Raw genomic sequence first — 25334 nt, forward strand, 5'->3', positions numbered from 1 at the left:
TCGGACAGCCTTTCACAACAAAAATTAACAAAATTTAATAACTAAAGATTACTAAAACTTCGTGTCTCCAATATTTGGATTGTATACGTAATTAAAGGTATAATATTTTGAACCTTCTAGCGATGGTGCGCTATCCTTGTAATAACTTAAAATCTCCATTTTAGCGTAATTTCCATCAATTGTTTTTACTACAATAACTTTTCCTGCAATAGGTGCTATTGTATGATTTTCTTGATTATAAGCATACCAACCTTGGTTGCTTCCTGTTTTTATAACTAATTCTTCCTCTGAATCCTGTTTTAACTCTGTTTCAGCTGGTGCAGTGGTAACTCCTTGTAAACTTGTACTTGAAAGTAACATCATGCTAGCATTACCTGTTCTATCTATATCTTCTAAAAGAGCTCCTTTTTTACCTCCGTTAACAATAATTTCTGTAGCTCTAAACGCAATATCCCAATTATCACCAGTTACCTGTTTCCCTTCTTTAAAACTAAACTTTGTAAACTCACCTGTGTAGTTACCTCTACCCTCTCCTGGTGCATACAAGTTCTCTATCTTTTTTGCTACTACATCATCTAAAACAACATCATCATTGTCACTACACGAAACAGCTACAAAAGCTAACATAGTCATTGCTAAAATTGATTTTAAAATTCTCATTTTTACTGATTTATATTTATATTAAAAATTAAATTGAATTCTTCCGTAATAAGTTCTACCTAAACGCAATACACTATCGTTATTTGTAAAACTGTCTTTATTTTCTAACCCTCTTTCATTAATAAGGTTATCAACACCTATCTGAACATTCATTAACTTGAAAAGAGTTTTATCTACCGCCATGTTTACCTGTGTGTTATCAGAAACAAAATCATCAAACTCGTCTACTATACCTTGACTATCGTTCGTATCAAACAAAGCATATTTACTTCGGTATACCACTCTAATATTTGCCGAAAAATCATATTGAAAATTCTCATAGAATAACTTTAGATTCCCCATATGTTTTGATCTATTTGGTAATCCGTAGTAATTAGATAGCATCATTCTTTGAGCAGGTGAAGCAGGAGTTTTTCTAAAAAAAACAGTTCCAGATTTAATCTTCTCTTCCTGATTTTTGTCTCCAGTATCCAAAAACTGATATCCTCCTAAAACTCTAAAGTTGTCGTTAATCTTATAATTAGCATCTATCTCAACTCCTTGAGTATATACCTCATCAACATTTCGATATGAAAACGTTCTTGTTCCAACTGGCAAGTTTAATTCAGAAGCTTCTAATTGTGTATCAAAAGTGTCTATCAAATCTTTAATATCATTTCTAAACAAGTTGATATTTAATTTTAAGTTTGATATTGGTTGTACTTGAAATCCGAAGTTATAACCAATAGAACTTTCTGGTTTTAACTCATTTTCTATTGTTTGTACTGCTAGCAAATCTCCATACAAGTCGTGCAAAGTTTGTGTACCCAACACAATATAGCCACTTGATGTATTTTTAAAATTGAAGTATAATTGACGGAAATCTGGAGCTTTAAATCCATAACCTACGGAACCTTTAACCATTAACCAATCATTTATTTTATAGCTAGAAGATATTTTAGGTGTAAATGCTGATTTATACTGATTACTATCTTCAAACCTAGCTCCTACAACTATATTTAAATTGCTAACTGAATTAAAATCAAACTGACCAAAAACATAAGGAGTATTAAACTCTTTCACTCCTTCAAACTCCGTTCTTTCTAAGCTTTCTAAATTAGCTCCTGCTCCTAAAATTAAAGTACCCGTACTGAAGGTGTTTTTGGATTTTACTTCTGGTCGTAACAGCGTTTGGTTATAATTTGTCTTTTCATTATTGAAAATACTCTCAGCATTATACTTAGTTGCATAAAAAGTATAATCTACATCCCATTTATTTGTTATTTCATGAGATAATTTTGTAGTAACATTCCAATCTTCTTGACTATTCTCTTCAGAGTTATCGCCTTGGTTTTGGAAGAAGTAACGTTGAGAAAATACTCCTTTTAACTTATCAGAAAAATCATACATTACCTTTAGGTTTCCTGTAAAATTTTGATGTGGTGCTGTTGTTCTTGAAGTTGTTTCTGGCGATAAATCAAATCCTTCGCTAGAATTTAAGTTGACTCCAGCCACAATCCCCAGTCTTTTCTTTTTCCAAACAACATTAGTGTTTATATCCAACTCGTTTTTTGCTCCGCCTCTTGCAAAATAACTCAATGACCCTTTAAACTGTTCATACTTTGGTTTTTCAGTAATTATATTAATAACCCCACCAATAGCTTCAGAGCCATATAAAGAAGATGAAGGCCCTTTCACTATTTCAATTTGTTTGATATTATTTACCGTTAATCTATTTAGATCAATATTTCCTGAAGTTCTTCCAACAATTGGTACACCATCAATTAAAATTAATGTGTAATCAGCAGCAACTCCCTGTAACTGTACTCCTTCTGAATTTCCAAAATCAGAAACTATCGTAATTCCAGTTTGCTCTAATAAAATATCTTTCAACCTAACTGACCCAGATTTTTGTAATTGCTCTTTTGTTATTAAAGTAACTGGCATTGGAACTGAAGACAATTGACGCGATGTTCTTGTGGCAGTTACAATCACTTCATCTAAATCATAGCTAGAAGTTACATTCTTCTCAACACTAGTGTTTTCTTGAGAAAAAGCCATAAAACTAATCAGCATAAAACTTAGTAGCACTCCTTTATTTAGAAACATTCTTAATAATTTTTTTGCAAATATATCTTTTATTTTTAATCAATCTAAATAAAAGTTATATTTTTGTCGAAAAATAAATTCAAACAAATCTTACGATGAAAAAAATACTATTTGGTAGTATATTAATACTATCTGCACTTACAATTAACGCCCAAAACAAGAAGAAAAAAGATAGAGAAGCTATTAAAAAAATGTGTGGTTGCTATGAAGTAACTTTTAATTTCGCAGAAACTTTTAACAACAGTAAAGACTCACTTTACAAACCTTCAAAAACAAAAAAAGATAAAGCTTTAGAATGGGCAGGATTGGTTGTTGACGAAAACAACAAAATATCCATTCAACATTTATTACAAGTAGGTAATCCTTCAAATCCACATATAGTTAAACACTGGAGGCAAGACTGGTTATATGAAAACACTGATTTTTACATGTATAATGGTGATAATAATTGGTTATTTCAAACCAAACCAAAATCAGAAGTTAAAAAACAATGGACACAAAAAGTATATCAAGTAGACGATAGTCCACGATACGAAGGTTCTGCCACTTGGGTTCATGTAGACGGAAAAAGTTACTGGGAAAATACTACAGACGCCCCATTACCAAGAAGAGAATACACAAAAAGAAGCGATTACAATGTAACTGAGAGAGGAAATCGTCATGAAATTACAAGCTACGGTTGGTTACATGATCAGGATAACAGAAAAATTATAAGAGAAACTGGTAAAGAGGATATTGTTATTGCCCATGAAAAAGGCTACAATACTTATGTAAAAGTAGCTGATAGCAAATGTAAAGCTGCACAAGACTGGTGGAAAAAGAACACTAATAAATGGCAACTGGTTAGAAATAAGTGGTCTGAGGTTTATGGTAGAAATACCAACCTATCATTAGAACAAAAAGTAGATAACAAGCCTTTATACAAACACTTGTTTTCTGAAAACACTTCTGAAGAAGAACAAATTAACAAAGCAATAGAGTCTTTTATAAAAAAGTAATCCAAAAAAATAAAAACCTCTCAAATAAAAAGAAATGAGAATTATAGTGTCTCTACTACTAATATGTAGTTGTATCCAAACAATATACAGTCAAGCAACCATAAAAGGTATTGTAAAATCAGAAAATAATGAATCTATTCCGTATGCTAATGTTTTTATCAAAGGAAGTAAAATAGGTACTGAAACTAATGAAAATGGTAATTTTACTATCAAAAATGTACCATACTCAAACTACAAGCTTGCTGTAAGCGCTGTAGGTTTTATTCAAGTATCACGAAAAATAACGGTTAAAGAGAATATAAATAACTTAGTAATCATTTTAAAATCAGATACTCAATTAGATGAAGTTGAACTTTTTGGAGCAAGAGATAAAAGAGCTGAAAAACTAGAAACACTTACTAGGTTACCTTTAGCTCCCAATGAGCAATTACAAAGTATCTCAGTATTATCTCATAAACTAATCGACCAACAAAATGCTTTAAGTCTTAGTGATGTTACCAAAAATGTAGCAGGTGTTTATACGTTTGCTACTTATGGTAATACTAAAGAAAGTATGTCACTAAGAGGTTTTAGAGGTATTCCTTTATTAAAAAATGGCGTTCGTATTAACTCTGACTTCAGAGGTACTGGAATTATCACTGATATGGCAGGTGTCGATAACATTCAAGTACTAAAGGGAGTTTCAGCTATTAGTCAAGGATTAGGTGGTGACTTAGGTTCTGCTGGTGGAGTCATCAACGTTGTTACTAAAACCCCTAAATTTTATACAGGTGGTGAAATTACATTTAGGGCAGGTAGTTTTGGTAAACTACGTCCTACTTTTGATGTCTACGGACCAATAGATACTAACAAAAAACATGCTTTTAGAATTGCTGGTTCTTACGACAAGGCTGATAGTTTTAGAGACCACGTTGGTTCTGAGCGTTTTTATGTAAATCCGTCTTATGCCTGGAGACCAAATGATAAAACGACCATTACCTTAGAAATGGATTATATGCATGACAGTAGAACTCCAGATCAAGGAACCATTAATTTAGGGACTTATGATGTAAATAACATATATAAGTTGCCTAGCAATAACTTTATAGGCTTTGATTCAGATAATGTTACTACTAAAAACCTAACTTATGCTATTAGAGCAGACAGAAAGTTAAATGATAAATTAAGTTTAAAAGCAGGATATTTTGTTTCTGATTTAGATATTGATACTAAGTCCTCATACGCATTTCAAGGAAGTCCTAGAAATGGTTTGCCTGTTTTGTCAGACTCTCAACGTTATAGAGAATATACTGCATCTGGTAGAAAAGACAATAACAGTGTATTACAACTAGACTTAGTAGGTAAAGATGTTAAAACAGGATTTTTAAAACATACTTTCCAAATTGGAGCTGATTTTAGAACTTCAGAGTTTGATAATTTAAGATATACAACAAACTATAATACAGGTAATGATTATGTAGATATTATAGATGTACTACAGCCTGTAAATAACACCCTAACTAATGATATTAGCATTACAAGAAATTCTAGTGGAGATACAGGATCTAAAACAGAATCTTACGGAATTACGATACAAGATAAAATTAGCCTAACCAATTGGGCAGATGTTTTCTTGGGGTTACGCTATACCTCTATGAAGAGAACCAAAGGTAACTTTATTGGGAGACCTTTAGACGAATCTAAAAGCGATGACGCTTTTAACCCATTAGTAGGTTTTAATCTAAAACCAAATGAAAATATTATTGTTTTTGGTTCATATGCCAGTAGCTCAGACCCTAGGACTTCTTTTTATATGGATGTTGACGGTAACGAATTAGGTACAGAGCGTTGGGATCAAATTGAAACCGGTATTAAGTCTACTTGGTTAAACAATGCTCTACGTTTTAATATCACTACGTTCTACACGTCAAGTAAAAACTTAAACCTACCAGTTTATGACAATGCTGGTAATGATTTAGGTTATTATACACAGGGAGGTGATGATGTTAGAAATGGTGTAGAAATTGAATTAGTTGGTCGTATCCTTCCTAATTTAGAAGTTATTGGTGGGTATTCATATTTAGATGCTAAATATAAAGACCATGTTTCTTATTATTACAACTCTCGTCCAATGAATACACCAAAACATACAGCAAACTTCTGGGCTCGTTATGCATTTAGAAAATCTTTAGATGGTTTATCAATTGGTGCAGGAGCTTATTATTTAGGAAAGCGACCTCATAATGTATGGTCTAGAAACTATACACATACAGGCGTGGTTCCTGGTGTTAAACCTTTCGATTTAAAAGCTTACACTACTGTTAATGTACAAGCATCTTATAAATTCAATGAAAAATTAAGTATTGATGTATTTGGAAATAATATCTTTGGCGAAGTTGGCTACAACGCTTACCGCACAAGCTATATTAATAGAATTGAACCTGCTAATTTTGGTTCTACATTACGCTATAAATTTTAAAAAACAGAAACATGAAAAAACAACATATAACATTTGCTCTTGTACTCTTTATTAGTACAATTCAAGCACAAACAAAAAACATCTTTTTTGAAAGATCTTTTTGGCAAACTAACCCTACAATAAAAACTGTTGAACAAAAAATAAAAGAAGGGAATGATGCTACTGCCTTAAATCCGAATGGATTTGATGCTGTTACTTATGCTATTCTTGCAAGTGCACCTAATAAAACAATCAAACATTTACTTACTAAAAAAGGAAATGGTGTTAACAAAATTACACACGATAAAAGAACCTATGTTTTTTGGGCTGCTTATAAGAACAATGTTGAAATAATGAAGCATTTAATAGCTAATAATGCTCGTATGAACCTAAAAGATTCTCATCAGTTATCTCCATTGACTTTTGCTGCAAATGCAGGACAAACTAATAAAGAAATTTATGAATTGTGTATTCAAAACGGAATTGATATCAAAACAGATGTTGACGAACATGGGGCTAATGCTTTGCTATTAGTTTTACCTAGTTTAAAAGACCTATCTTTTATTGAATATCTTTCTTCTAAAGGTTTGAGTTTACATAGTGTTGATAGTGATGGTAATGGTGCTTTTAACTATGTTGCTAAAAAAGGAAATAAAAAAATGTTAGAGCTTCTTATAAAAAAAGGATTACCTTATAAAAACCTAAATAAAAAAGGAGGAAATGCAATGCTATTAGCTACACAAGGTTCTCGAAGTGGCTACAACTCTTTAAAGTTTTTTAAATATTTAGAGAGTTTAGGTATCAAGTCTAATATTACTAACAAAGAAGGAAAAACACCGCTTCATAATTTAGCACGTGGAAACAAAGATGTAAATACGTTTAACTATTTTCTTAATAAAGGTGTAAATCCTAATCAATCTGATGACAATGATAACACTCCTTTAATTATCGCTGCTAGTAGAAACTCTTTAGAAATTGTTCAGCTTTTATCAGAAAAAACAAAGAATAATAATCACACTAATAAAAAAGGACATTCAGCACTTACGTATGCAGTTGAATACAACTCAGAAGCTGTTGTGGATTATTTGGTAAAAAACGAGGCTAATATTGAAGTAAAAGACAACAAAGGAAATTCTTTAGCTTATTATTTAGTCAAAAGTTATCATCCTAAAAAAGTGAACGATTTTACTGAAAAAATGAGTCTTTTAGTCAATAACGGATTAAACTTAACAAAACTCCAAGCTAATAAAAATACGTTATTCCATATAGCAATAGAAAAAAACAACATCGATTTACTTAAAAAAATCAACACTTTAAAAATTGATGTAAACGCTAAAAATAGCGAAGGTTTAACTCCATTACACTTAGCGGTTATGCAAGCTAACAACACTGATGTAATCAAATATTTATTAAGTATTGGAGCTAAAAAATCAATTACTACTGATTTTGATGAAACTGTACACGATTTAGCTAAGGAAAATGAAATCTTAAATAAGAAAAATATAGATATTAACTTTTTAAAATAAACTTATGTACCAAGTCGTGTGTAAATACAATTACACACAATTTGGTATTAAATAAACCAATAAAAAATGAAAAAAATCATAGCTCTTTTTATTACTGTCTTCACAATAATGGCTTTTAACACAAATGATAGTGCCACGTATAAATGTATGATTCAAATGAAAAATTATACTGGTGAAGGTGCTTACATCGCTATTTCTTTATTAAACCCAACTGGAGAATACGAAAAAACATTGTACGTTCAAGGTGATGATGATGAATGGTATTCTGACATTACCGAATGGTGGAAGTTCCAAGGAAAAGTTCGCACAGATATTGACGCTATCACAGGAGCGACCATTAGCGGAGGTAATCGAGCTATTACCGTATTAAAAATTGACAATGATAAAATTGACAATGGGTATAAAATTAGATTTGAATCGGCTGTTGAAGATCAGGAATACTACAAAAATGACGTAGAATTTGAACTCACTACCGAAAACCTTAAAGGTAAATTTGAAGGAAATGGGTTTATTCGTTACATCCGCTTAATGCCTCAATAATTTTACTAAATAGAAATAGCTAACAAAAATGACCACTTCTATATGGAGATATAGCCACTTAACTTTGGCTATATCTTCTTTCCTTTTCGTACTCGTTGCTGCCGTTACAGGTATTGTTTTATCTTTTGAACCTATCTCAAAACAGCTTTCAGACTACAGTATTTCTAATACTGAAGAAATTACACTTGCTCAAACAATTTCTGAACTACAAAAACAATACGACGAAATAATTTCTATCACTATTGATGAGAATGATTTTGTAACAGCTTCGGTAGTTACCAAAGAAGGAAAAAGTGACACATTTTATGTAAATCCAACTACAGGAGAAAAATTAGGTAGTATTGAAAAAAAGAAACCTATTTTTCAGTTTGCTACTAGCTTACACAGATCTTTATTTTTAAAATCTACAGGAAGATTTATCGTTGGCTTTATTTCATTTTTACTTTGTTTAATTGCGGTAACTGGACTCGTACTAATTGCTAAACGACAAGGTGGATTCAAACAACTTTTTTCTAAAATTGTAAAAGAAAATTTTGAACAGTATTATCATATTATAATTGGTAGGTATACACTTATTCCTATTATCATCATCACGCTAACGGGGATGTATTTATCGCTAGATAGATTTTCAGTTTTACCCAAAGAAAAAATTAATCACTCTTATAATTTTCCTTCAGCTTCTTCTAACAAAAAAATAGCAGTTGCTGATTTCCCTACATTTAAAAACACCTCTCTAAACGAAGTAAAAAGTGTAGAATTCCCTTTTTCTGAAGATGAAGAAGATTACTTTTTTATGAAACTTAATGATAGTGAAGTACTAATTCACCAATATACAGGGAACATAATCAGTAAAGAGAATCTTTCGTTAACCAGCATACTTTTAAACTGGAGCTTGTTATTACACACAGGAAATGGAACAATTATTTGGTCAATAGTATTGTTACTTTCTTCAATATCTATCCTATTCTTTATCTATTCAGGATTTTCGATGACCTTAAAAAGAACACAGAAAAGTTCACTACCTAAAAATAAAACTAGTAAAGACAAGGCTGAAATTATCATTTTAATAGGTTCAGAAACAAACAACACCTACCCTTTTGCTTCTTCTTTATTCAATGCTCTAATTAAAAACGGAAAAACTGTTTTCATCGACATCTTAAATAATTACACTTCATATAAAAGTGCCAAACATCTAATCATATTAACCTCAACTTACGGAGAAGGTGAAGCCCCTTCTAATGCTACTAAATTTATACAACTTGTTCAGCAAACAACTACTACAAACCCAATAAACTATTCAATAGTTGGTTTTGGTTCAAGAGCTTACCCCAATTTTTGTCAATTCGCTATTGATATAGATAATAAACTACAACAACTTTCAAATTTTAAAGTTCTTTTACCTGTTTATAAAATTAACAACCAATCGTTTCAAGACTTTAAAACCTGGTGGCACCAATGGAGTAAAAAAACTGGAATACAATTTCAACTAACACAAGAGGTTAAAAAACTTAAGAAACAACAAATATTTACAACTGTTTCTAAAACTGAATTAAACAACGACGATTCTTTTTTAGTTCGTTTACAACCAACCAAAAAGCTACGCTTTAACTCAGGTGATTTACTCGCTATTACTCCCAAAAAAGATAATATTGAACGTTTATATTCTGTCGGAAAAATAGATAACGACATTATACTAAGCATAAAAAAACATGAACTCGGTGTGTGCTCTAATCTACTTTATCAATTAGAAGAAAACGAACCGCTTCAAGCAAATATCAAACAAAATAAAGATTTCTATTTTCCAAAAAAGAACAAAGAAGTAATCTTAATTGCTAATGGAACAGGTATCGCTCCATTTTTAGGAATGTTACAACATAAAAATGGCACAAAAGCGCATTTATTCTGGGGAGGAAGAACTAAAGAATCATTAAAAATATATACTCCTTTGTTAAAAAACATAGAACAAAACGATATTCATATTGCATACTCTCAAGAGCAACATAAAGAATATGTTCAGGACTTGTTATTAAAGAAAGAAACTACTGTTTCTTCTGTTCTGCAAAATGGTGGAACTATAATGATTTGTGGCTCTATTAAAATGCTAAAAGGTGTTGAGAATGCATTAGAACAAATCACTTCAAAAAGACTAAACACTTCTTTAAATCACTTCAAAAAGAATAATCAAATTAAAACAGATTGTTATTAATAAGATAAAAGAACCACCTTATTATTATAAAGGAATTAAGATATAAATGTTCTTTGATTAATAAATTGTTAGATAAATCTGTTTCACCCAAACCACCTTTCTCATTTACCCTATATACTTTTCTCTAACGGCTAAATATTAAAATCCGAAGACAAAACAACGAATTCTAATTTATCCGCTACGAATTCTAATTTACTCCAAATTTACCTGTACATCTGTGGTAATTTTGATCATATAAAAACAACAATTATGTGGTCAAACAACAATTATTCATCAGTATTAAAAATGTATTTAGAAAAATACACAAGCTTAAAATTACAAATAAACACAAGCGGATTAATCGCTTCTGTTGAAAAACAAGAAAACGGTCAGTGGATTAACGACCGAAACCTTCCTAACATTTTAAATAAACTATCATCTAGTATGAATTTAGGGAAGGATGTAACCATCATTTTACAACAATATCAATAACTATAATAACCTTAAAACAAAAAACTATGAAACAAAACATTTTAAAAGTAGGTACAGTAATGGGATTACTACTACTAATCGGAGTATTTTCAAATTGTGATAACACAAAGAGTGACAACAAAAACCAAGAACAGGGAAACATTGCTACCATTGAGGAAACTATTGAAAAACCAGCTGTGGAATACAGAAAACCTGTGGTGTTTATTACAGGAAACGACAAAGGAAACAGTCATTTTTACGATAGTGCCAGAGTATATTTCAAAGAAAAAAACTATGAAATAATAAACGGTAAATATTCTGTAGAAGAAATTATTTCTTGGATGAACAACAATGCTAATGAAAACCCATACGGAGAAGTTCATATTGTAAACAACAACAATCCGTTCAAAGCAATGAATTTAGAAACAGTAATTAAAGGAGATAAAGTAACTGCTGAAACTTTGCAAAAAACAATAAATAGAGGTTCATTACCTTCAGTAAAAAGTGAAGCAATTACAGATGATACTAGAATTATTTTTCATAGCAATCAATTGGCTGAAAACACTGATTTAGTAAACACATTAAAAAGTGCTTTTATAACTGAAGAAAAAATTCCACAAGTAGTTGCTTCTCCTTACTACAATGTTTTTGGAGGTGAGTTTTCTAATCATTATTTAGCACAACCATACTATGTGTTTTACCCAACAGCAAATTCACCTGGTAAAGTAGATTTATCAAAAGAAATTGCTAAAAAATATCCAGAAGAAAAAGAAATTTCTTGGTACGATGCTTTAAATAATGAAAAAGAACGTTATGTGGGAGAACCGTATACAATTCAGTATACTATTCCTGTAAACCTGGAATTGGATTACCATAACTCTGATAATGAAATTCCTCAATTTGTAATGCAAGAAGAAATTATGGATTTTATTGCCAGTGAGGAAGCATTAATGAAAGAGGTAGAAAAAACAAATATTCCTGTAGAAAAATTTAGATGGACCTACACTGTAAAAAACAGTCAGTTAATTATAAAAGGTAAAGCTTCTGCTCTATGTGTTTTAAAACCTTTAACTAAACCATACGGAGAATTAGAACACGTAAAACCAGATACCAATAATAAACGTTTATACGCTATGAAATAACTAATAATTGTTGAACAAACGTCATTACGAACTTAGGAGAACCTCATAATAAAAGTAATTGCTTCAACCATTCCCCTTTCGTAATGACGTTTTATTTAAGTATTTTTGTTATGATGAAAATGCAACACTATACTACAAAAACAGCTATGAGAAACAGTTTTGTATTGAGTATTAAAAAATACTCAATACAAAACTTTGTTTTTTTATTACTCTGTTGTTTTTTTAATGGATCCATAAATGTTTCTGCTCAAAATCAACCTTTAAAAACTTATACTAAAAATAACGGATTACCTAGTTTACATATAAATAGTGGTGCTCAAGACAAAACTGGCTATATATGGCTTGCTTCTAATAACGGATTAATTCGGTTCAACGGAAATAAGTTTACGACTTTTACTACTAAAAATGGGCTTCTATCAAACAATATCAATACCATTGCTACAAAAGGAAATACTGTTTTTATTGGTACTGATAAAGGTTTAAGTATAAAAAGCCATCGCGGATTCACTAATTTAGAACGTAACAATGTTAACTGTATTCTAACCGCTAAAAACCATACTTTTTTAGGTACTAAAAAAGGAATTTTTAGAGTTCGTGAAGATTACCTCTCTCCTCTTCGTACCAACTTTCAAATTGACCTAAATCAGATAAACGATATATTATTTGATGGAAAGTTTTACTGGATAGCCACAAATAAATCTTTATGGAAACTAGACAAGCTTATCAATCCTGAAATTTTAAAAAGAATTGATGTAAACAATTACACTTCCATTTTAATTAATGGAAAAACAATCATTGCAACCACCTATAATAATGGCATTAAGTTTATTAAGGGTAATGAAATAGAAACACAAACCATCTCAGCACAAAATGTAACCGAGATAAAAAAAATTAATAATCAATTTTGGATTGTTTCAGAAAGTGAAGGTATTGAAGTACTCGATGCTAATTTTAATTTTGTTAAAAACATTAATAAATACAATACCTTAACAACTAATAAAATCACCAGTGTTTTTCAAGATGATAAAAATAACACATGGATTTCTACAAAAGATAAAGGAGTTTACTTTATTAAAAACGATAAAGTCATACAAAAGAAGCCAACCATTTCTTTTGAAAGTATTGAAGTTGTTTTTACTCCATTAGATAGTATTAACATAAATAACTACAACAAAACTTTACAATTACCTGCTGATAAAAACCATATTTCTTTTTATTATAAGACGATTGACATTAATAACTCAAATAATTTAGAATATCGCTACACTCTTAATGGCAAAAAAAGCCCTTGGAGTACTAAAAGTGCTATTGATTTGGCTTATTTATCGCCAGGAAACTATACCTTTTCTACTCAATCAAGAATAGGAAAAACAGAAAGCACTCCTATTGAGTTTATTTTTTTTATCGATACGCCTATCTATAAGAAAAATTGGTTCATTTGGTCTGTTGTTGGATTAGTCTGTTTAATTTTAGCACTTATTATTTGGTCTTATATTCGAAGAATTCAGACCAAAAACAAAGCAAAAGTTGCAAAACTAGAGTTAGAGAACCATTTGATTTCTTTAGAACAAAAAGCCTTGCAACTACAAATGAATCCGCATTTTATTTTTAATGTTTTAAACGGAATTAAAGCTTTAGGAAACTCAGGGAAGTCTGCTGAATTAAATACTACCATTAGTAAGTTTGCTACACTTTTACGTGGTGTTTTACATAATTCTAGACAAGAAGAAATTAGCTTAGCTGAAGAAATTACTATACTTAAAAACTATATTGAATTAGAACAACAGATAAACTCTAACACGTTTGAATATTCTATAACTACAAATCTTACCATAGATTCTGAAGAAATTTTAATTCCACCAATGCTTATACAGCCTTTTGTTGAAAACAGTATAAAACATGGAATCTCATCTGTTGAAAATGGAAAAATTATGATTGATTTTTCTATAAAGAGCAACCTTTTACATTGTGAAATAGTAGACAATGGTATAGGAATTCATCAATCAAAAGAACTCAAAAAAACAAGCTCACATAAATCAGTAGCATTAAAAGTTACACAAGAGCGAATTCAAAATTTATCAAACAAAAGTACTTTTTCTATTAGTGAAATACGTGAAGAAGGTAAAGTAACAGGAACTAAAGTACTATTTAAAATTCCTTTAAAAACTGATTTTTAAAACATGAAAAAACTTTCTGCAATTTTAGTAGATGATATGCCTACAGCATTGGAAATGCTACAAAACGATCTTACTCAATTTCATCCAGAAATTGAAATCATTGGCACTGCTAAAAGTGTGGTTGAAGCATCAAAAGCTTTACGAAAACAACAACCAGATATTTTATTTTTAGATATTATGTTAGGGGATGGTACAGGTTTCGATATTTTAGAAATTCACCCAAACTTAACTTCAAAAATTATTTTTGTTACAGCAAGCGACGAGTATGCTATTAAAGCTTTTAAATTTGCTGCTATTGATTATGTGCTAAAACCATATTCTAATGAAGATTTAGCAAACGCTATTAATAAGGCTAAAGATCAAATTAAACCCGATAAAGAGCAATTAACAGTACTACAACAATCTATTACAAAACCAAATCAACGTCCTAAAAAGATATCTTTAAACACTTCTGACAAGATAATGGTGGTAAATTTAGATGATATTGTTCGTTGTCAATCTGATAATAATTACACGGAGTTTTTTATGAATGATGGTCAAAAAATATTGGTTGGAAAAACTTTAAAACACTTTGCCGACATGTTAAAGGAATATGATTTCTTACGAGTACACCAAAGCCATCTTATTAATATTCAATTCATTAAAGAATTCATAAAATCTGATGGAGGATATTTAGTTTTAAAAAACAAAACAACGGTTCCTGTTTCTGTTCGTAAAAAAAATGAAGTTATTAACGTTTTAGAAAAAATGTAACCACAGTTTTTTCCCTATTTCCTCTGGTTTTTTAACACTTTTGTTAAAGTTTTATTAATATTTTATTTATCTTAGTGTTTATAAACTAAAAAAATTATGGTTGCATTTAAACCGGAAAAAGGTAGGTTATTAATTGCTGAACCAGCAATTTTAAATGATAGTTCTTTTAAACGAACTATTGTTTTACTTACTGAACATAATGAAAAAAGTTCGGTAGGTTTTATTTTAAACAGACCTTTAAACCATGTACTCAGCGATTTAGTTCCTGAGATAGACTGTGATTTTACAGTATATCAGGGCGGACCCGTAGAACAGGATAATTTATATTTTATCCATAAAGTTCCACATTTACTTCCTAACAGTATTGAAGTTGCAAACGGTATTTACTGGGGTGGAAATTTTGATCTTTTAAAAGAGTTATTAAACAATAAACAGTTAAAAGCTAGTGATATTCGCTTCTTTTTAGGCTATTCTGGCTGGGGGACAAACCAACTAGAAGAAGAACTGTTAATGAACTCTTGGTTTATAGCAGAGAATGACTACGAAAATATTTTAACTACCAATGACCAAAGCTTTTGGAAAGACAAGTTATTGGAACGAGGTGGTAAGTATAAAATTTGGGCTAACGCTCCTAGCGATATTCAAATGAACTAGTTCTAACTAGTAACTATTGCAAGCTTTAGGCTACTTTTTATTTTATTAGTTATATCTGTTGAAAATTCTTTTTTACGATAATTAGTAACTGATTGAATTCCTACAATTGCATTCGTTATAAAAACTTCGTCTGCTTTTTGGATTTCAAAAGGGGAGATAGTTGTTTCTTCTATTGTATATTCTGGGTGTTTTTCTATAATTTCAATTACTTTTTTTCTGATAATTCCCTTAATACATCCTTCTGTTAAAGCTGGAGTTTTTATTGTATTTCCTTTTACTATAAAAATATTTCCATTAATAGCCTCAACAACTCCTTTGCGTTCATTTAGTAAAATACAGTTATCTAAATCGTTTTCTTCAGCAAAAACAGCTGCTAAAGTATTCAGCATTCTGTTGGTTGTTTTTATTGTTGAAAGCAAACCTGAATAATTATAAAAATCTTTAAAAACATCCATTCTATAGGTCTCTTTTTCTACATTTTCTAAAGGAGTTCCTTCAATAATATAATCTATCTCGTTTGTAACAGGCGCATACAAACCTCCGTCTTTTCTAAAAACAGTTAATCGCACTCTGTAAGTAGAAGATTCTGGTAACTCTTTAGTTACCTTAAGAATTTCCTCTTGTAAAAATTCAAGAGTAAACTTCATTGGTATTTTCATACGAAGCATTCGCATTGATGCCATTAACCTAAAATAATGGTCTTCTACAAAAACAACTTTACCATTTAATACTTTAATTGTTTCAAAAATAGCATCGCCATACTTAAAAGCTCTATTCTTTGTTGAAATTTGTACTTCGCTATCAGAAATTAAAGTTCCATTAAAGTTTACCATTTCTTAAAAATTTTAATTGCAAACTTACAATTTAGGTGAGTATTAGCCACAAAAAAACTCGACAAAATTGTCGAGTTTATCTTTTAGTTCTTTTCTCCTTGTTTGTTAAGCTCCTATTGTATGTTTTAATTCTTCTATTTGGTTTTGCCAAAGCATTTTTGCTTCTTCAGCATCATCTTCATCATCAGCAAAATCTGTAACAATTACAGCAACGTCTTTTGTTAACGGATCTACCTGTATTTTAAATTCAAAATAACTATCATCACCTTCACTTTCAGTCCATTTAAACTTAATACGCTCATCTGCCTTTTTTGTAATAATCTTTGCCTCTTCTTCAGAGTCATCCCACATAAAAGTAATAATCTTTCCTCGTGAATTTACTCTATCAGCAAACCACTCTTCTAAACCTGCTGGTGTTGCAAAATATTGATATAACATGCTTGGAGATGCATGAATAGGAAACTCTAATTCAAATTTAACTTTGCTCATTTATTTTTTTGTTTAAGTGCCAATATAGATAATTATTTTTTAAAAAAAAATTTAAATGTTTGTTGCCTAAAACCAAAAAGTAATTATATTTGCACCCGCAATCAGGCGAGGTAGCTCAGTTGGTTAGAGCGCAGGATTCATAACCCTGAGGTCGGCAGTTCAAATCTGCTCCTCGCTACAAAACCCAAATCATTAGATTTGGGTTTTTATTTTTACTTCATTTTCAAACTTTTATAAATCGCTTCTTTTATTTTTTCTTCTGTAATCCAACCATTATAACTTTTATATTTTCCTGTTATTGAAGAATTACTTTTTACTTCTTCTAGGCTTCTTCCTTTTTTTATTTCTGACGATATAGTACTTTTTAAGTCTTTCAACATACTTAAATATACCTTCAATTCTTTTTCTGATGATACATTTCCATGTCCTGGAATTATTTTAGTATCATCATCTGCTATCATTATCATATTTTCAACACCTTTTATATATCCATCTATTGTACCTCCTGAATCTATATCTATATACGGAAATTTTCCTTGAAAATAAGCATCTCCTACGTGCAATACATTACTATTTCCAAAATACACTAATGCATCTCCATCAGTATGTGCATTATGAACATGGGTAATCAAAATTGGTTCTTCATTAATATAAAACTGTATATCTTCTGAAAAAGTAATCACCGGTAACGCTTCTTTTGGCGACGCTACCTTTTTCTTACCTCTAACAACTTGATCAATACTCATTCGTTTACGTACATTCTCATGAGATACAATCACTGCTCCTTCTTTTTGAAAGTTAGCATTTCCTCCTGTATGATCACCGTGCCAATGTGTATTAACCAAATAGGTTATTGGTTTATCCGTAATTGTTTTAATAGCTTCAAGTATCTTTTTACTTAAAGGAGCAAATTGATCATCAATCATAAACACACCATTTTCCTCTACAAAAACTCCAATATTTCCTCCTTGTCCTTTTAAAACATATATGTTTTCTGTTAGTTTTTCTGTAGTAATTTTAACTTCTCTTTGTTGCGAAAAGACATTATATGACAACACAACAAAGAAGCTAAATAATAATGATGAAGTTTTCATTGTAAAATATTTTAAATAATTATCGAGAAACAAACTACTAGTTTACAATATAATACATTTTAAAATGAGGTCCTACTTTTTGCACCTCGAACTCCTTACCTATTGTTACGAAATTTAAACTTTTATAAAACCCAACTGCCTCTTTTCTTGCATTACACCATAAAACATCAATTCCCTTAACTTTTAAAATTCTTTTTGCTTCTTCTATTAATAATCTTCCTGCTCCCATCCCTCTTACTTCTGGTAACGTTGCCATTCCTCTTAATTGATATTGTTCTCCATTAACAACATCTATTCTATTTTGCATAAAAGATGCTATACCTACCAATTTATTGTTGTAAAAAGCTCCTAAGTGAAACGTATTTTCAAGTTCATCTTCCTTAAACTTATAAGGCAAATCAATATTTTTTCGTAAAACAGCTAATCGAATTTCATAGGTATCTTGAGCTGATATATTTTTTATTTTTATCATCTTAAATTTCTTTAATCCAAAAATACAGAATGAATATAAGTTTTAACCTAATTAATAAAGAAGATATCCTTACAATTCTTCCTCTTTTACGTAAAGCCAATACTACCACACCTCATGATGTTTTAAAAACTAGAGTTTTAGAAATGGCTCAATATCAAAACTATGAATGTATTGGTGTTTTTGATGATAATAAACTTATAGGTATTTGTGGACTTTGGTACAGTATGAGACACTATATTGGAAAAAGCGTGGAGCCTGATCATGTCATTATTGACGAAGCATACAGAGGCAACAGTATAGGCAAAAAACTTTTTAAATGGGTGTATAACTATACCAAAGCTAAAGGTTGTGAAGCTGTTGAATTAAACACCTATACTGCCAATAGAAAATCTCATAAGTTTTACTACAATGAAGGTTTTGAAATCTATGGTTTTCATTTTCTTAAAATTATAAGGGATGAAAAATCTTTTTTCTAGGAGGCTCAAAGAAAGTCTAAAACAAATAATGTAAAACCTTACTTTTTTTACGGTTTTATTTCTAATATTATATTTTAAACAACCTAATTTTGAGAAACTTAAAACTTTTATTATGATAAAGAGTATTTCAAACTTAGGAACTAGTTTAAACAAAAAAGAACAACAATCGATTAATGGTGGTAAAGCACAATGTTTATTACCTGACAATACTTGTTCTCGAATTTGGTTTGGTTGTGCTGAACCGCAATGCCAACCTCAACCATTTTAAAATACTAAGCGGGTTTTCCCGCTTTTTTTATCTTCATTAATACTTTAACCGTAAAATCTGTACTTTTTATTAGAATGATGAAAGTTACAATTCAAAAGTTTTTTTATGGTTTATCCTTACTTTTTTTACGTTTTTTTCACTCTTTTATTTATTAAATTCTAAGTACCTTTGCAGTACTTAAGAGACGTCTTAAGTTCTTTTTCATAGCAATTTTCCCACTCAATATTTTTGAGTGGGTTCTTTTTTTATCCTTAATACTAGAATTTCGTATACTATACAGATATAATAAAACTTATTTTTAATGTTCTTTTTTATTATAGAATAATAGAATTTACATTTACAGCCATAAAACACTCTTACCTTTTCTAAAATCTTTTAAAAACCTATCTTATTCACTTTCTGAAAACTACCTATTAAAGAAATAGTTTTTGTTATTTTTTTTAAAAATATATTTGTAGATATTAGAAACAGTCTTATATTTGCAACCGCTTTACTGCGGGAGTAGCTCAGTTGGTAGAGCGTCAGCCTTCCAAGCTGAATGTCGCCAGTTCGAACCTGGTCTCCCGCTCTAATTTTTACATAATTGTAAGAAATTACAAAAGTCTTTACCGCGGGAGTAGCTCAGTTGGTAGAGCGTCAGCCTTCCAAGCTGAATGTCGCCAGTTCGAACCTGGTCTCCCGCTCTAATTAAAACACAGCAAGTAATTGCGAAAACTTTACCAATGCGAGAGTAGCTCAGTTGGTAGAGCGTCAGCCTTCCAAGCTGAATGTCGCCAGTTCGAACCTGGTCTCTCGCTCAAAAAACCGAAACTAGCGTTTCGGTTTTTTTTATTCATTAAATTTTAGTTTATCTCCAAAGAAAAACAACCCAACGATAATTAACGCCATTATACTAACCATTATAGTATGGTTTGTTATTACACTTGGTCGTAACACTAATGTTATCAAGTATCCACCAATAGCACCTCCTAAATGAGCCGAATGACCAATATTTCCTACTTGATTTTTCATTCCGTAAATAGAATACAACAAATACCCTACACCAAAAACATACCCTGGAATTGGAACTGGTATTGGCAACATAATTAACTCCATGCTTGGATATAACATTATAGAAGAAAATATTACACCAGACACAGCTCCTGATGCACCAACCGCACTATAATACGGTATTCTTTTATGTTGATACAACGAATACATGCTCCCTGCTATTAAACTTGCAAAGTAAATTAACACGAAGTTTAATGTTCCAAAACTTGAATCAACCACTTTTCCAAACAAATACAAAGCATACATATTAAACCCTAAGTGCAGCCAATCAACATGTAAAAAACCAGAAGTTAACATTCTTATTTTCTCTCCTACTAATATTTTTTGAACCTGAAATTTATAGCGATCAAAAAAAGCAGCGTCACTAAACCCTTTAAGAGATACTAATACATTAGCTACAATTAATATAATAATAATTTGACTCATAATTTTGTATATACCCACAAACATAAACAAAAGTTAATAAAGTAAATCATTCATTAATTAATACGATATTTGCCTAAAATTAAAACTCAATGAAACTACTCATATTTATAATTGTTTATCCGCTAATATGGATATTATCAATTTTACCCATGAGATTATTGTATATAATTTCTGATTTTTTTCGTTTAATTGTTTTCAACCTTATTGGATATCGTAAAAAGGTAGTTGTTCAAAATTTAAGAATGGTTTTTCCTGAAAAAAGCGATAAAGAAATAAAAAGCATTGCTAGAAAATTTTACAAGCATTTTATCGACTTAATTTTTGAAAGCATCAAAGCTTTTACAATTAGTGAAAAAGAAGTACTAAAACGCTACAAGTATAAAAACCCTGAACTCGTAAACAACCTTACTAAAGAAGGTAAAAGTATTATTCTACTAGGAGCCCATCAAGCGAACTGGGAATGGTCTTTTAGTCTTCCTTTAGTTTTAGACACACAAGTTTTCGGAGCTTACACTAAACTTACAAATAAGTATTTTGAAAAGGCTGTGAAAAATTCAAGAACTAAATTTGGAATTGAAGGTTTCAAAACCTCAGAAACCATAAAAGGAATCCATAAAAACTATCTAAAAAAAATACAAGGCGCCTATATTCTTTTGAGTGACCAATCTCCTCAGGTACATAAAACTCACTACTGGGCTGAGTTCTTTGGTATAAAAGTTCCAATACACACTGGAGCTGAAATACTTGCTAAAAGATATGATTTTACTGTAATTAATTACACTGTTAAAAAAATAAAAAGAGGTTATTTTGAAACTGAATTTGAATTAATTACAGATTCACCAAAAGATTTTGAAAACTATCAGATTACAGATAAATACTTAGAAATAACCGAAAGAAACATAAAAGAACAGCCAGAGTGTTATTTATGGACACATAAACGTTTTAAGCACAAAGACAAATATGAACAATGGCTAGAAAACAGAAAAGCTTCTCAAAAATAACTGAGAAGCTTTTTTTTTATTCAATACTAATTTTAAAACACAAAAAAACCTTCTCGTTTTGAGAAGGTTTTGGGTGAAAGACCGGGTTCGAACCGGCGACCTCCGGAACCACAATCCGGCGCTCTAACCAGCTGAGCTACAATCACCATGTAACTTGCGGGTGCAAATATACAAGCTTTTAGTATTTTGGCAAAACTTTTTTTTAAATTAATTTACTTAAATTTTCCACTGCCACGTAACGTTCTGATGTAAAGCCCTCTGCAAAATCAACTCCTATTAATCTTCCTAAGTCTCTTGCTCTATATTCTATACTATCAGTAAAATTTTTGCTGGTTATAGGCGTTTCTGGCTCATTGCTTTTCGGATCAAAAAACTGTGATGAATACGCCATAACTGAGCTTATCTTTTTATCCATGAATCCAGTAACATCTACTACAAAATCAGGTTCAATGTTTTTCCATTGTATGTAATGGTATACTTGTTTTGGCCTCCACTTTTCTTGCTGAACTCCTTCTAACTCTGTTGCTATTTTAAGCAAACCGCTTAAAAAGCAAGCATCTGACACTAACTGACTTCCTTTAGGGTGATCAATGTGGCGATCGTCTATAGCATTACACAATACTATTTCTGGCTGATACTTACGTATCATTTTTATAATTTCTAGTTGATGTTCTTTATCATTTTTAAAAAAGCCATCTGCAAAACCTAAGTTTTCACGTATTGAAACTCCTAAAATTTCGCCTGCAATTGCAGCTTCTTCATCACGTAATTCAGCAGACCCTCTTGTTCCTAGTTCTCCACGAGTTAAATCAACTATCCCTACTCTTTTTCCTTGTGAAATTTCTTTGGCTATGGTAGCTGCACATCCTAATTCTACATCATCTGGATGTGCTCCAAAAGCTAATATATCTAGTTTCATTTATTGTATTGTTTTTTGTAATGCTTGTTCTATATCTTTAATTAAATCTTTTGTTTCTTCTATACCAACCGAAAAACGAATAAGTCCATCTTTTATTCCTTGTTTTGCTCTTTCTTCAGGTGAAAGCAAGGCATGTGAAGTTTGGGTAGGGCTCAACACAGTACTTTCTACTCCTGCTAAACTCATAGACGGTTTTATAAGTTTTAAATTACGTTGAAAAGTCATAGCATCTATTTCTTCCTGTAACTCAAAAGACAACATGCCTCCAAAATACTTCATTTGAGATTTAGCTAACTCATAATCTGTATGCGATTTTAACCCTGGGTAGTACACCTTAGCTATGTGTTCATGCTTCTCTAAGTATTTTGCCATTTTCAACGCATTTTTACTTTGGCGCTTTACGCGTAAATTCATCGTTTTTAAACTACGTTCTAACATCCACACTGTAAAATCACTTAAACTCCCTCCTAGGTTCTTTGCTAAATTCCATATTAGTTGTATCTGTTCTTCTGAAGCAGCTACTGCTCCTGCCAAAATATCTGAATGACCTCCCATATATTTAGTCGCAGAATGTATCATAATATCAATTCCAAAATCAACTGGTGTTTGATTAATTGGAGAAGCAAAGGTATTATCTATCATTGTTACAATACCATGTTCCTTTGCCAAATTAGCAACAGCCTGTATATCTACCACTTTTAATAAAGGATTGGATGGAGTTTCAATAAAAATTACACGCGTATTATGCTGAATTTCTTTTTCAAAGTCTTCAATAGCTAAACTATTCGTAAACGAATATTCTATTCCGAATTTATCAAACTCTTCTACTACAAAATTATAGGTTCCTCCATACAACGTTTCTTGTAATACCACATGGTCTCCTTTTTGTAAAAACGCTAATAACGAAGTACTAATCGCTGCCATACCTGAACCAAATAGCAAACCTGCTTCTGTTTTTTCTAAAGCCGCTATCTTTTTGGACAAAGCTTCCTGATTAGGCGTATTGAAATAACGTGGGTACCTTTTTACATCAACATTATCAAATTGATAAGAGGTTGACATATAAATTGGTGAAATAGCTCCTTTAAACTGTTCATCTTTTATTTCGCCAACATGCGTACAAATAGTATTAATGCCTAATTTAGGTTTAGTATTCATAGTTATAAGAGGTTTTAAAATCTTAGACTTTAGATTTCTTTACAGAACTTTAATAGCTAAGTTACAAAAACTACCTTATACCTTAACAGATTTCCATTTTCCTTTTTTAAACAACCAAATACCTACAACAGCTATTAAAATTTCTGCTAATGTTATTGCTAAAAAGACTCCAATAGGGCCAAAATCTAATGTAATTGCCATTACATATGCAAATGGTAATTGAAATAGCCAAAAACATACAAAATTGATATAGGTTGGTGTTTTAGTATCTCCTGAACCATTAAAAGATTGAATTACCACCATTCCGTAAGCATAAGCTATATATCCTGCTGCCATTATTTGCAAGCACAATGCTCCGTTTTCAACAACTTCAATATTCTCTGAAAACCACCCTAAAAAGGTTGGAGCAAAAACTATATAAATCAATGAGACTGCTCCCATAAAAATTGCACAGTACTTACTAGTTATCCAAACAGATTTTTCTGCTCTCTCAGGTTGTTCAGCTCCTAAGTTTTGACCTACTAATGTTGCTGCAGCATTACTCATTCCCCAAGCAGGCATTAAAGTAAACATCATTATTCGAATAGCAATTGTATATCCAGCAAGTACTTCACTTCCAAATTCAGACATAATTCGCATTAAAAATACCCAGCTTGAAGTTCCGATAATAAATTGTCCTATTCCACCTAATGACACTTTAATTAAGTTTATCATTACAGAAACTCTCACTACTAAATCTTTAATAGCCAATTTAACTTTACCTGCTCCAAAAAATAAAACTGCTAATTGAGTTACTACTGCCGTACCTCTACCAATTGTCGTTGCTATAGCTGCCCCTTCTACTCCGTATGCTGGTACAGGACCTAAACCGAAGATAAAAATAGGATCGAGAATAATATTTAATCCATTCGACAAGATCAACGTCCACATTGCAATAGATGCATTTCCTGCTCCTCTAAAAATTGCATTGATTAAAAAGAGTAGCATTACAGTAATGTTTCCTCCTAACAATACTTGGGTATAACCAAAGCCTTCAGCTATTAAGTCTGGCTCACCTCCCATTAATCCTAATATTTCTTTCGGATATAAAATCCCAACAACACTAATAAGAATTGAAATAAATACTCCTAAAAAAATAACTTGTACTGCTGTTTGATTTGCTCCTTCTGAATCTTTTTCTCCTGTTCTTCTGGCCACTAAAGCAGTTGCCGCCATACTTAACCCTATCGCTACTGCGTATACTAAGGTTAGTACCGATTCAGTTAATCCTACAGTAGCTACTGCGTTTACACTTACTCTCGATACATAAATAATATCTACCAGAGCAAAAATAGATTCCATTAGCATTTCTAAAATCATCGGAATTGCTAATAAAAAAATAGCTTTACGAATACTTCCTGTCGTAAAATCTTGCTGTCTTCCTAAAACAGCATCTTTAAAAAGTGAAAATATGGTTTGTTTTGATGTTTGATTGTTATCAGTCATTATAAAATTTTATAAATACATAAAATTGTCTT

23 protein-coding genes and 5 tRNA genes are annotated in these 25334 nt (G+C 31.0%); 17 read left to right on the top strand and 11 right to left on the bottom strand.

Features of this window, described 5'->3' with window-relative positions; translation table 11 throughout:
- Positions 1 to 51: 51 nt before the first annotated feature.
- Entirely contained in the window at positions 52 to 660 is a 609-nt protein-coding gene (locus LCI24_RS09640; RefSeq protein ID WP_274640195.1) for an HmuY family protein, read from the bottom strand.
- 21 nt (positions 661 to 681) lie between these two features.
- Positions 682 to 2748 (bottom strand): TonB-dependent receptor plug domain-containing protein, encoded by a 2067-nt coding sequence (locus LCI24_RS09645; protein ID WP_274640196.1) that lies wholly within the window; start codon positions 2746 to 2748, stop codon positions 682 to 684.
- Between the two features lie 95 nt (positions 2749 to 2843).
- On the opposite strand from LCI24_RS09645, the gene LCI24_RS09650 reads away from it, so the two are divergent.
- From LCI24_RS09650 to LCI24_RS09695, 10 genes are all read left to right on the top strand, one after another.
- Positions 2844 to 3746: a DUF6607 family protein gene (locus tag LCI24_RS09650; protein WP_274640197.1), complete on the top strand. Its 903-nt coding sequence runs from the start codon at positions 2844 to 2846 to the stop codon at positions 3744 to 3746.
- Between the two features lie 34 nt (positions 3747 to 3780).
- Positions 3781 to 6204, top strand: coding sequence for a TonB-dependent receptor (locus tag LCI24_RS09655; protein ID WP_274640198.1), 2424 nt, complete (start codon positions 3781 to 3783; stop codon positions 6202 to 6204).
- A gap of 11 nt (positions 6205 to 6215) precedes the next feature.
- Positions 6216 to 7709 (top strand): ankyrin repeat domain-containing protein, encoded by a 1494-nt coding sequence (locus tag LCI24_RS09660; RefSeq protein ID WP_274640199.1) that lies wholly within the window; start codon positions 6216 to 6218, stop codon positions 7707 to 7709.
- 108 nt (positions 7710 to 7817) lie between these two features.
- On the top strand, positions 7818 to 8249 hold the full coding sequence (locus LCI24_RS09665) for a DUF2271 domain-containing protein (protein WP_420802991.1): 432 nt from the start codon (positions 7818 to 7820) through the stop codon (positions 8247 to 8249).
- 28 nt (positions 8250 to 8277) lie between these two features.
- Entirely contained in the window at positions 8278 to 10455 is a 2178-nt protein-coding gene (locus LCI24_RS09670) for a PepSY domain-containing protein (protein ID WP_274640201.1), read from the top strand.
- Between the two features lie 249 nt (positions 10456 to 10704).
- Positions 10705 to 10926, top strand: coding sequence for a hypothetical protein (locus tag LCI24_RS09675; RefSeq protein ID WP_274640202.1), 222 nt, complete (start codon positions 10705 to 10707; stop codon positions 10924 to 10926).
- A gap of 26 nt (positions 10927 to 10952) precedes the next feature.
- On the top strand, positions 10953 to 12047 hold the full coding sequence (locus LCI24_RS09680) for a hypothetical protein (RefSeq protein WP_274640203.1): 1095 nt from the start codon (positions 10953 to 10955) through the stop codon (positions 12045 to 12047).
- Positions 12048 to 12157: 110 nt separating this feature from the next.
- The gene (locus tag LCI24_RS09685; RefSeq protein ID WP_274640204.1) at positions 12158 to 14224 is read left to right on the top strand and encodes a sensor histidine kinase; all 2067 of its coding nucleotides are present in this window, start codon (positions 12158 to 12160) and stop codon (positions 14222 to 14224) included.
- Between the two features lie 3 nt (positions 14225 to 14227).
- Positions 14228 to 14977, top strand: coding sequence for a LytR/AlgR family response regulator transcription factor (locus LCI24_RS09690; RefSeq protein WP_274640205.1), 750 nt, complete (start codon positions 14228 to 14230; stop codon positions 14975 to 14977).
- Between the two features lie 96 nt (positions 14978 to 15073).
- Complete coding sequence (locus LCI24_RS09695) at positions 15074 to 15631, top strand: YqgE/AlgH family protein (RefSeq protein WP_274640206.1); 558 nt, start codon at positions 15074 to 15076, stop codon at positions 15629 to 15631.
- Positions 15632 to 15633: 2 nt separating this feature from the next.
- On the opposite strand, the gene LCI24_RS09700 is transcribed toward LCI24_RS09695, so the two are convergent.
- Both LCI24_RS09700 and LCI24_RS09705 read right to left on the bottom strand, forming a co-directional pair.
- Positions 15634 to 16464, bottom strand: coding sequence for an aminotransferase class IV (locus LCI24_RS09700; protein ID WP_274640207.1), 831 nt, complete (start codon positions 16462 to 16464; stop codon positions 15634 to 15636).
- Between the two features lie 105 nt (positions 16465 to 16569).
- The gene (locus LCI24_RS09705; RefSeq protein ID WP_274640208.1) at positions 16570 to 16953 is read right to left on the bottom strand and encodes an START-like domain-containing protein; all 384 of its coding nucleotides are present in this window, start codon (positions 16951 to 16953) and stop codon (positions 16570 to 16572) included.
- Between the two features lie 104 nt (positions 16954 to 17057).
- Between LCI24_RS09705 and LCI24_RS09710 the strand changes: the two genes are divergently transcribed.
- Positions 17058 to 17131: transfer RNA gene (locus LCI24_RS09710), tRNA-Met, on the top strand.
- 34 nt (positions 17132 to 17165) lie between these two features.
- Here LCI24_RS09710 and LCI24_RS09715 read toward each other — a convergent pair.
- Entirely contained in the window at positions 17166 to 18047 is an 882-nt protein-coding gene (locus tag LCI24_RS09715) for an MBL fold metallo-hydrolase (RefSeq protein ID WP_274640209.1), read from the bottom strand.
- A gap of 37 nt (positions 18048 to 18084) precedes the next feature.
- Positions 18085 to 18519, bottom strand: a complete 435-nt coding sequence (locus LCI24_RS09720) for a GNAT family N-acetyltransferase (RefSeq protein ID WP_274640210.1) — start codon at positions 18517 to 18519, stop codon at positions 18085 to 18087.
- 29 nt (positions 18520 to 18548) lie between these two features.
- Here LCI24_RS09720 and LCI24_RS09725 point away from each other — a divergent pair, with 29 nt between their 5' ends.
- The 5 genes from LCI24_RS09725 (at position 18549) to LCI24_RS09745 (ending at position 20060) form a co-directional block, all read left to right on the top strand.
- Positions 18549 to 18995 carry a GNAT family N-acetyltransferase gene (locus tag LCI24_RS09725; RefSeq protein WP_274640211.1) on the top strand — a complete coding sequence of 149 codons (447 nt, stop codon included), beginning with the start codon at positions 18549 to 18551 and terminating at the stop codon, positions 18993 to 18995.
- Positions 18996 to 19107: 112 nt separating this feature from the next.
- Complete coding sequence (locus tag LCI24_RS09730) at positions 19108 to 19263, top strand: hypothetical protein (RefSeq protein ID WP_274640212.1); 156 nt, start codon at positions 19108 to 19110, stop codon at positions 19261 to 19263.
- A gap of 495 nt (positions 19264 to 19758) precedes the next feature.
- A tRNA-Gly gene (locus tag LCI24_RS09735) sits at positions 19759 to 19831 on the top strand.
- Positions 19832 to 19873: 42 nt separating this feature from the next.
- Positions 19874 to 19946, top strand: a tRNA-Gly gene (locus tag LCI24_RS09740).
- Positions 19947 to 19987: 41 nt separating this feature from the next.
- A tRNA-Gly gene (locus tag LCI24_RS09745) sits at positions 19988 to 20060 on the top strand.
- 31 nt (positions 20061 to 20091) lie between these two features.
- On the opposite strand, the gene LCI24_RS09750 is transcribed toward LCI24_RS09745, so the two are convergent.
- Complete coding sequence (locus tag LCI24_RS09750) at positions 20092 to 20739, bottom strand: rhomboid family intramembrane serine protease (protein WP_274640213.1); 648 nt, start codon at positions 20737 to 20739, stop codon at positions 20092 to 20094.
- A gap of 89 nt (positions 20740 to 20828) precedes the next feature.
- On the opposite strand from LCI24_RS09750, the gene LCI24_RS09755 reads away from it, so the two are divergent.
- Positions 20829 to 21740, top strand: a complete 912-nt coding sequence (locus LCI24_RS09755; RefSeq protein ID WP_274640214.1) for a lysophospholipid acyltransferase family protein — start codon at positions 20829 to 20831, stop codon at positions 21738 to 21740.
- 71 nt (positions 21741 to 21811) lie between these two features.
- Here the strand turns inward: LCI24_RS09755 and LCI24_RS09760 are convergent.
- From LCI24_RS09760 to LCI24_RS09775, 4 genes are all read right to left on the bottom strand, one after another.
- A tRNA-His gene (locus LCI24_RS09760) sits at positions 21812 to 21887 on the bottom strand.
- Positions 21888 to 21942: 55 nt separating this feature from the next.
- Positions 21943 to 22659, bottom strand: coding sequence for a bacillithiol biosynthesis deacetylase BshB1 (gene bshB1 / locus LCI24_RS09765; RefSeq protein ID WP_274640215.1), 717 nt, complete (start codon positions 22657 to 22659; stop codon positions 21943 to 21945).
- Positions 22660 to 23817: a trans-sulfuration enzyme family protein gene (locus LCI24_RS09770; RefSeq protein WP_274640216.1), complete on the bottom strand. Its 1158-nt coding sequence runs from the start codon at positions 23815 to 23817 to the stop codon at positions 22660 to 22662. It abuts the gene before it with no gap.
- A gap of 75 nt (positions 23818 to 23892) precedes the next feature.
- Positions 23893 to 25302 (bottom strand): MATE family efflux transporter, encoded by a 1410-nt coding sequence (locus LCI24_RS09775; RefSeq protein WP_274640217.1) that lies wholly within the window; start codon positions 25300 to 25302, stop codon positions 23893 to 23895.
- Positions 25303 to 25334: the final 32 nt, after the last annotated feature.

It is taken from the genome of Tenacibaculum larymnensis (assembly GCF_028829235.1).
Lineage (GTDB): Bacteria > Bacteroidota > Bacteroidia > Flavobacteriales > Flavobacteriaceae > Polaribacter > Polaribacter larymnensis.

Bases quoted from the DNA above. Each gene is read 5' to 3' on its own strand.
- LCI24_RS09640 (WP_274640195.1), bottom strand. From the start codon at position 660: ATGAGAATTTTAAAATCAATTTTAGCAATGACTATGTTAGCTTTTGTA.
- LCI24_RS09645 (WP_274640196.1), bottom strand. From the start codon at position 2,748: ATGTTTCTAAATAAAGGAGTGCTACTAAGTTTTATGCTGATTAGTTTT.
- LCI24_RS09650 (WP_274640197.1), top strand. From the start codon at position 2,844: ATGAAAAAAATACTATTTGGTAGTATATTAATACTATCTGCACTTACA.
- LCI24_RS09655 (WP_274640198.1), top strand. From the start codon at position 3,781: ATGAGAATTATAGTGTCTCTACTACTAATATGTAGTTGTATCCAAACA.
- LCI24_RS09660 (WP_274640199.1), top strand. From the start codon at position 6,216: ATGAAAAAACAACATATAACATTTGCTCTTGTACTCTTTATTAGTACA.
- LCI24_RS09665 (WP_420802991.1), top strand. From the start codon at position 7,818: ATGGCTTTTAACACAAATGATAGTGCCACGTATAAATGTATGATTCAA.
- LCI24_RS09670 (WP_274640201.1), top strand. From the start codon at position 8,278: ATGACCACTTCTATATGGAGATATAGCCACTTAACTTTGGCTATATCT.
- LCI24_RS09675 (WP_274640202.1), top strand. From the start codon at position 10,705: ATGTGGTCAAACAACAATTATTCATCAGTATTAAAAATGTATTTAGAA.
- LCI24_RS09680 (WP_274640203.1), top strand. From the start codon at position 10,953: ATGAAACAAAACATTTTAAAAGTAGGTACAGTAATGGGATTACTACTA.
- LCI24_RS09685 (WP_274640204.1), top strand. From the start codon at position 12,158: ATGATGAAAATGCAACACTATACTACAAAAACAGCTATGAGAAACAGT.
- LCI24_RS09690 (WP_274640205.1), top strand. From the start codon at position 14,228: ATGAAAAAACTTTCTGCAATTTTAGTAGATGATATGCCTACAGCATTG.
- LCI24_RS09695 (WP_274640206.1), top strand. From the start codon at position 15,074: ATGGTTGCATTTAAACCGGAAAAAGGTAGGTTATTAATTGCTGAACCA.
- LCI24_RS09700 (WP_274640207.1), bottom strand. From the start codon at position 16,464: ATGGTAAACTTTAATGGAACTTTAATTTCTGATAGCGAAGTACAAATT.
- LCI24_RS09705 (WP_274640208.1), bottom strand. From the start codon at position 16,953: ATGAGCAAAGTTAAATTTGAATTAGAGTTTCCTATTCATGCATCTCCA.
- LCI24_RS09715 (WP_274640209.1), bottom strand. From the start codon at position 18,047: ATGAAAACTTCATCATTATTATTTAGCTTCTTTGTTGTGTTGTCATAT.
- LCI24_RS09720 (WP_274640210.1), bottom strand. From the start codon at position 18,519: ATGATAAAAATAAAAAATATATCAGCTCAAGATACCTATGAAATTCGA.
- LCI24_RS09725 (WP_274640211.1), top strand. From the start codon at position 18,549: ATGAATATAAGTTTTAACCTAATTAATAAAGAAGATATCCTTACAATT.
- LCI24_RS09730 (WP_274640212.1), top strand. From the start codon at position 19,108: ATGATAAAGAGTATTTCAAACTTAGGAACTAGTTTAAACAAAAAAGAA.
- LCI24_RS09750 (WP_274640213.1), bottom strand. From the start codon at position 20,739: ATGAGTCAAATTATTATTATATTAATTGTAGCTAATGTATTAGTATCT.
- LCI24_RS09755 (WP_274640214.1), top strand. From the start codon at position 20,829: ATGAAACTACTCATATTTATAATTGTTTATCCGCTAATATGGATATTA.
- bshB1 (WP_274640215.1), bottom strand. From the start codon at position 22,659: ATGAAACTAGATATATTAGCTTTTGGAGCACATCCAGATGATGTAGAA.
- LCI24_RS09770 (WP_274640216.1), bottom strand. From the start codon at position 23,817: ATGAATACTAAACCTAAATTAGGCATTAATACTATTTGTACGCATGTT.
- LCI24_RS09775 (WP_274640217.1), bottom strand. From the start codon at position 25,302: ATGACTGATAACAATCAAACATCAAAACAAACCATATTTTCACTTTTT.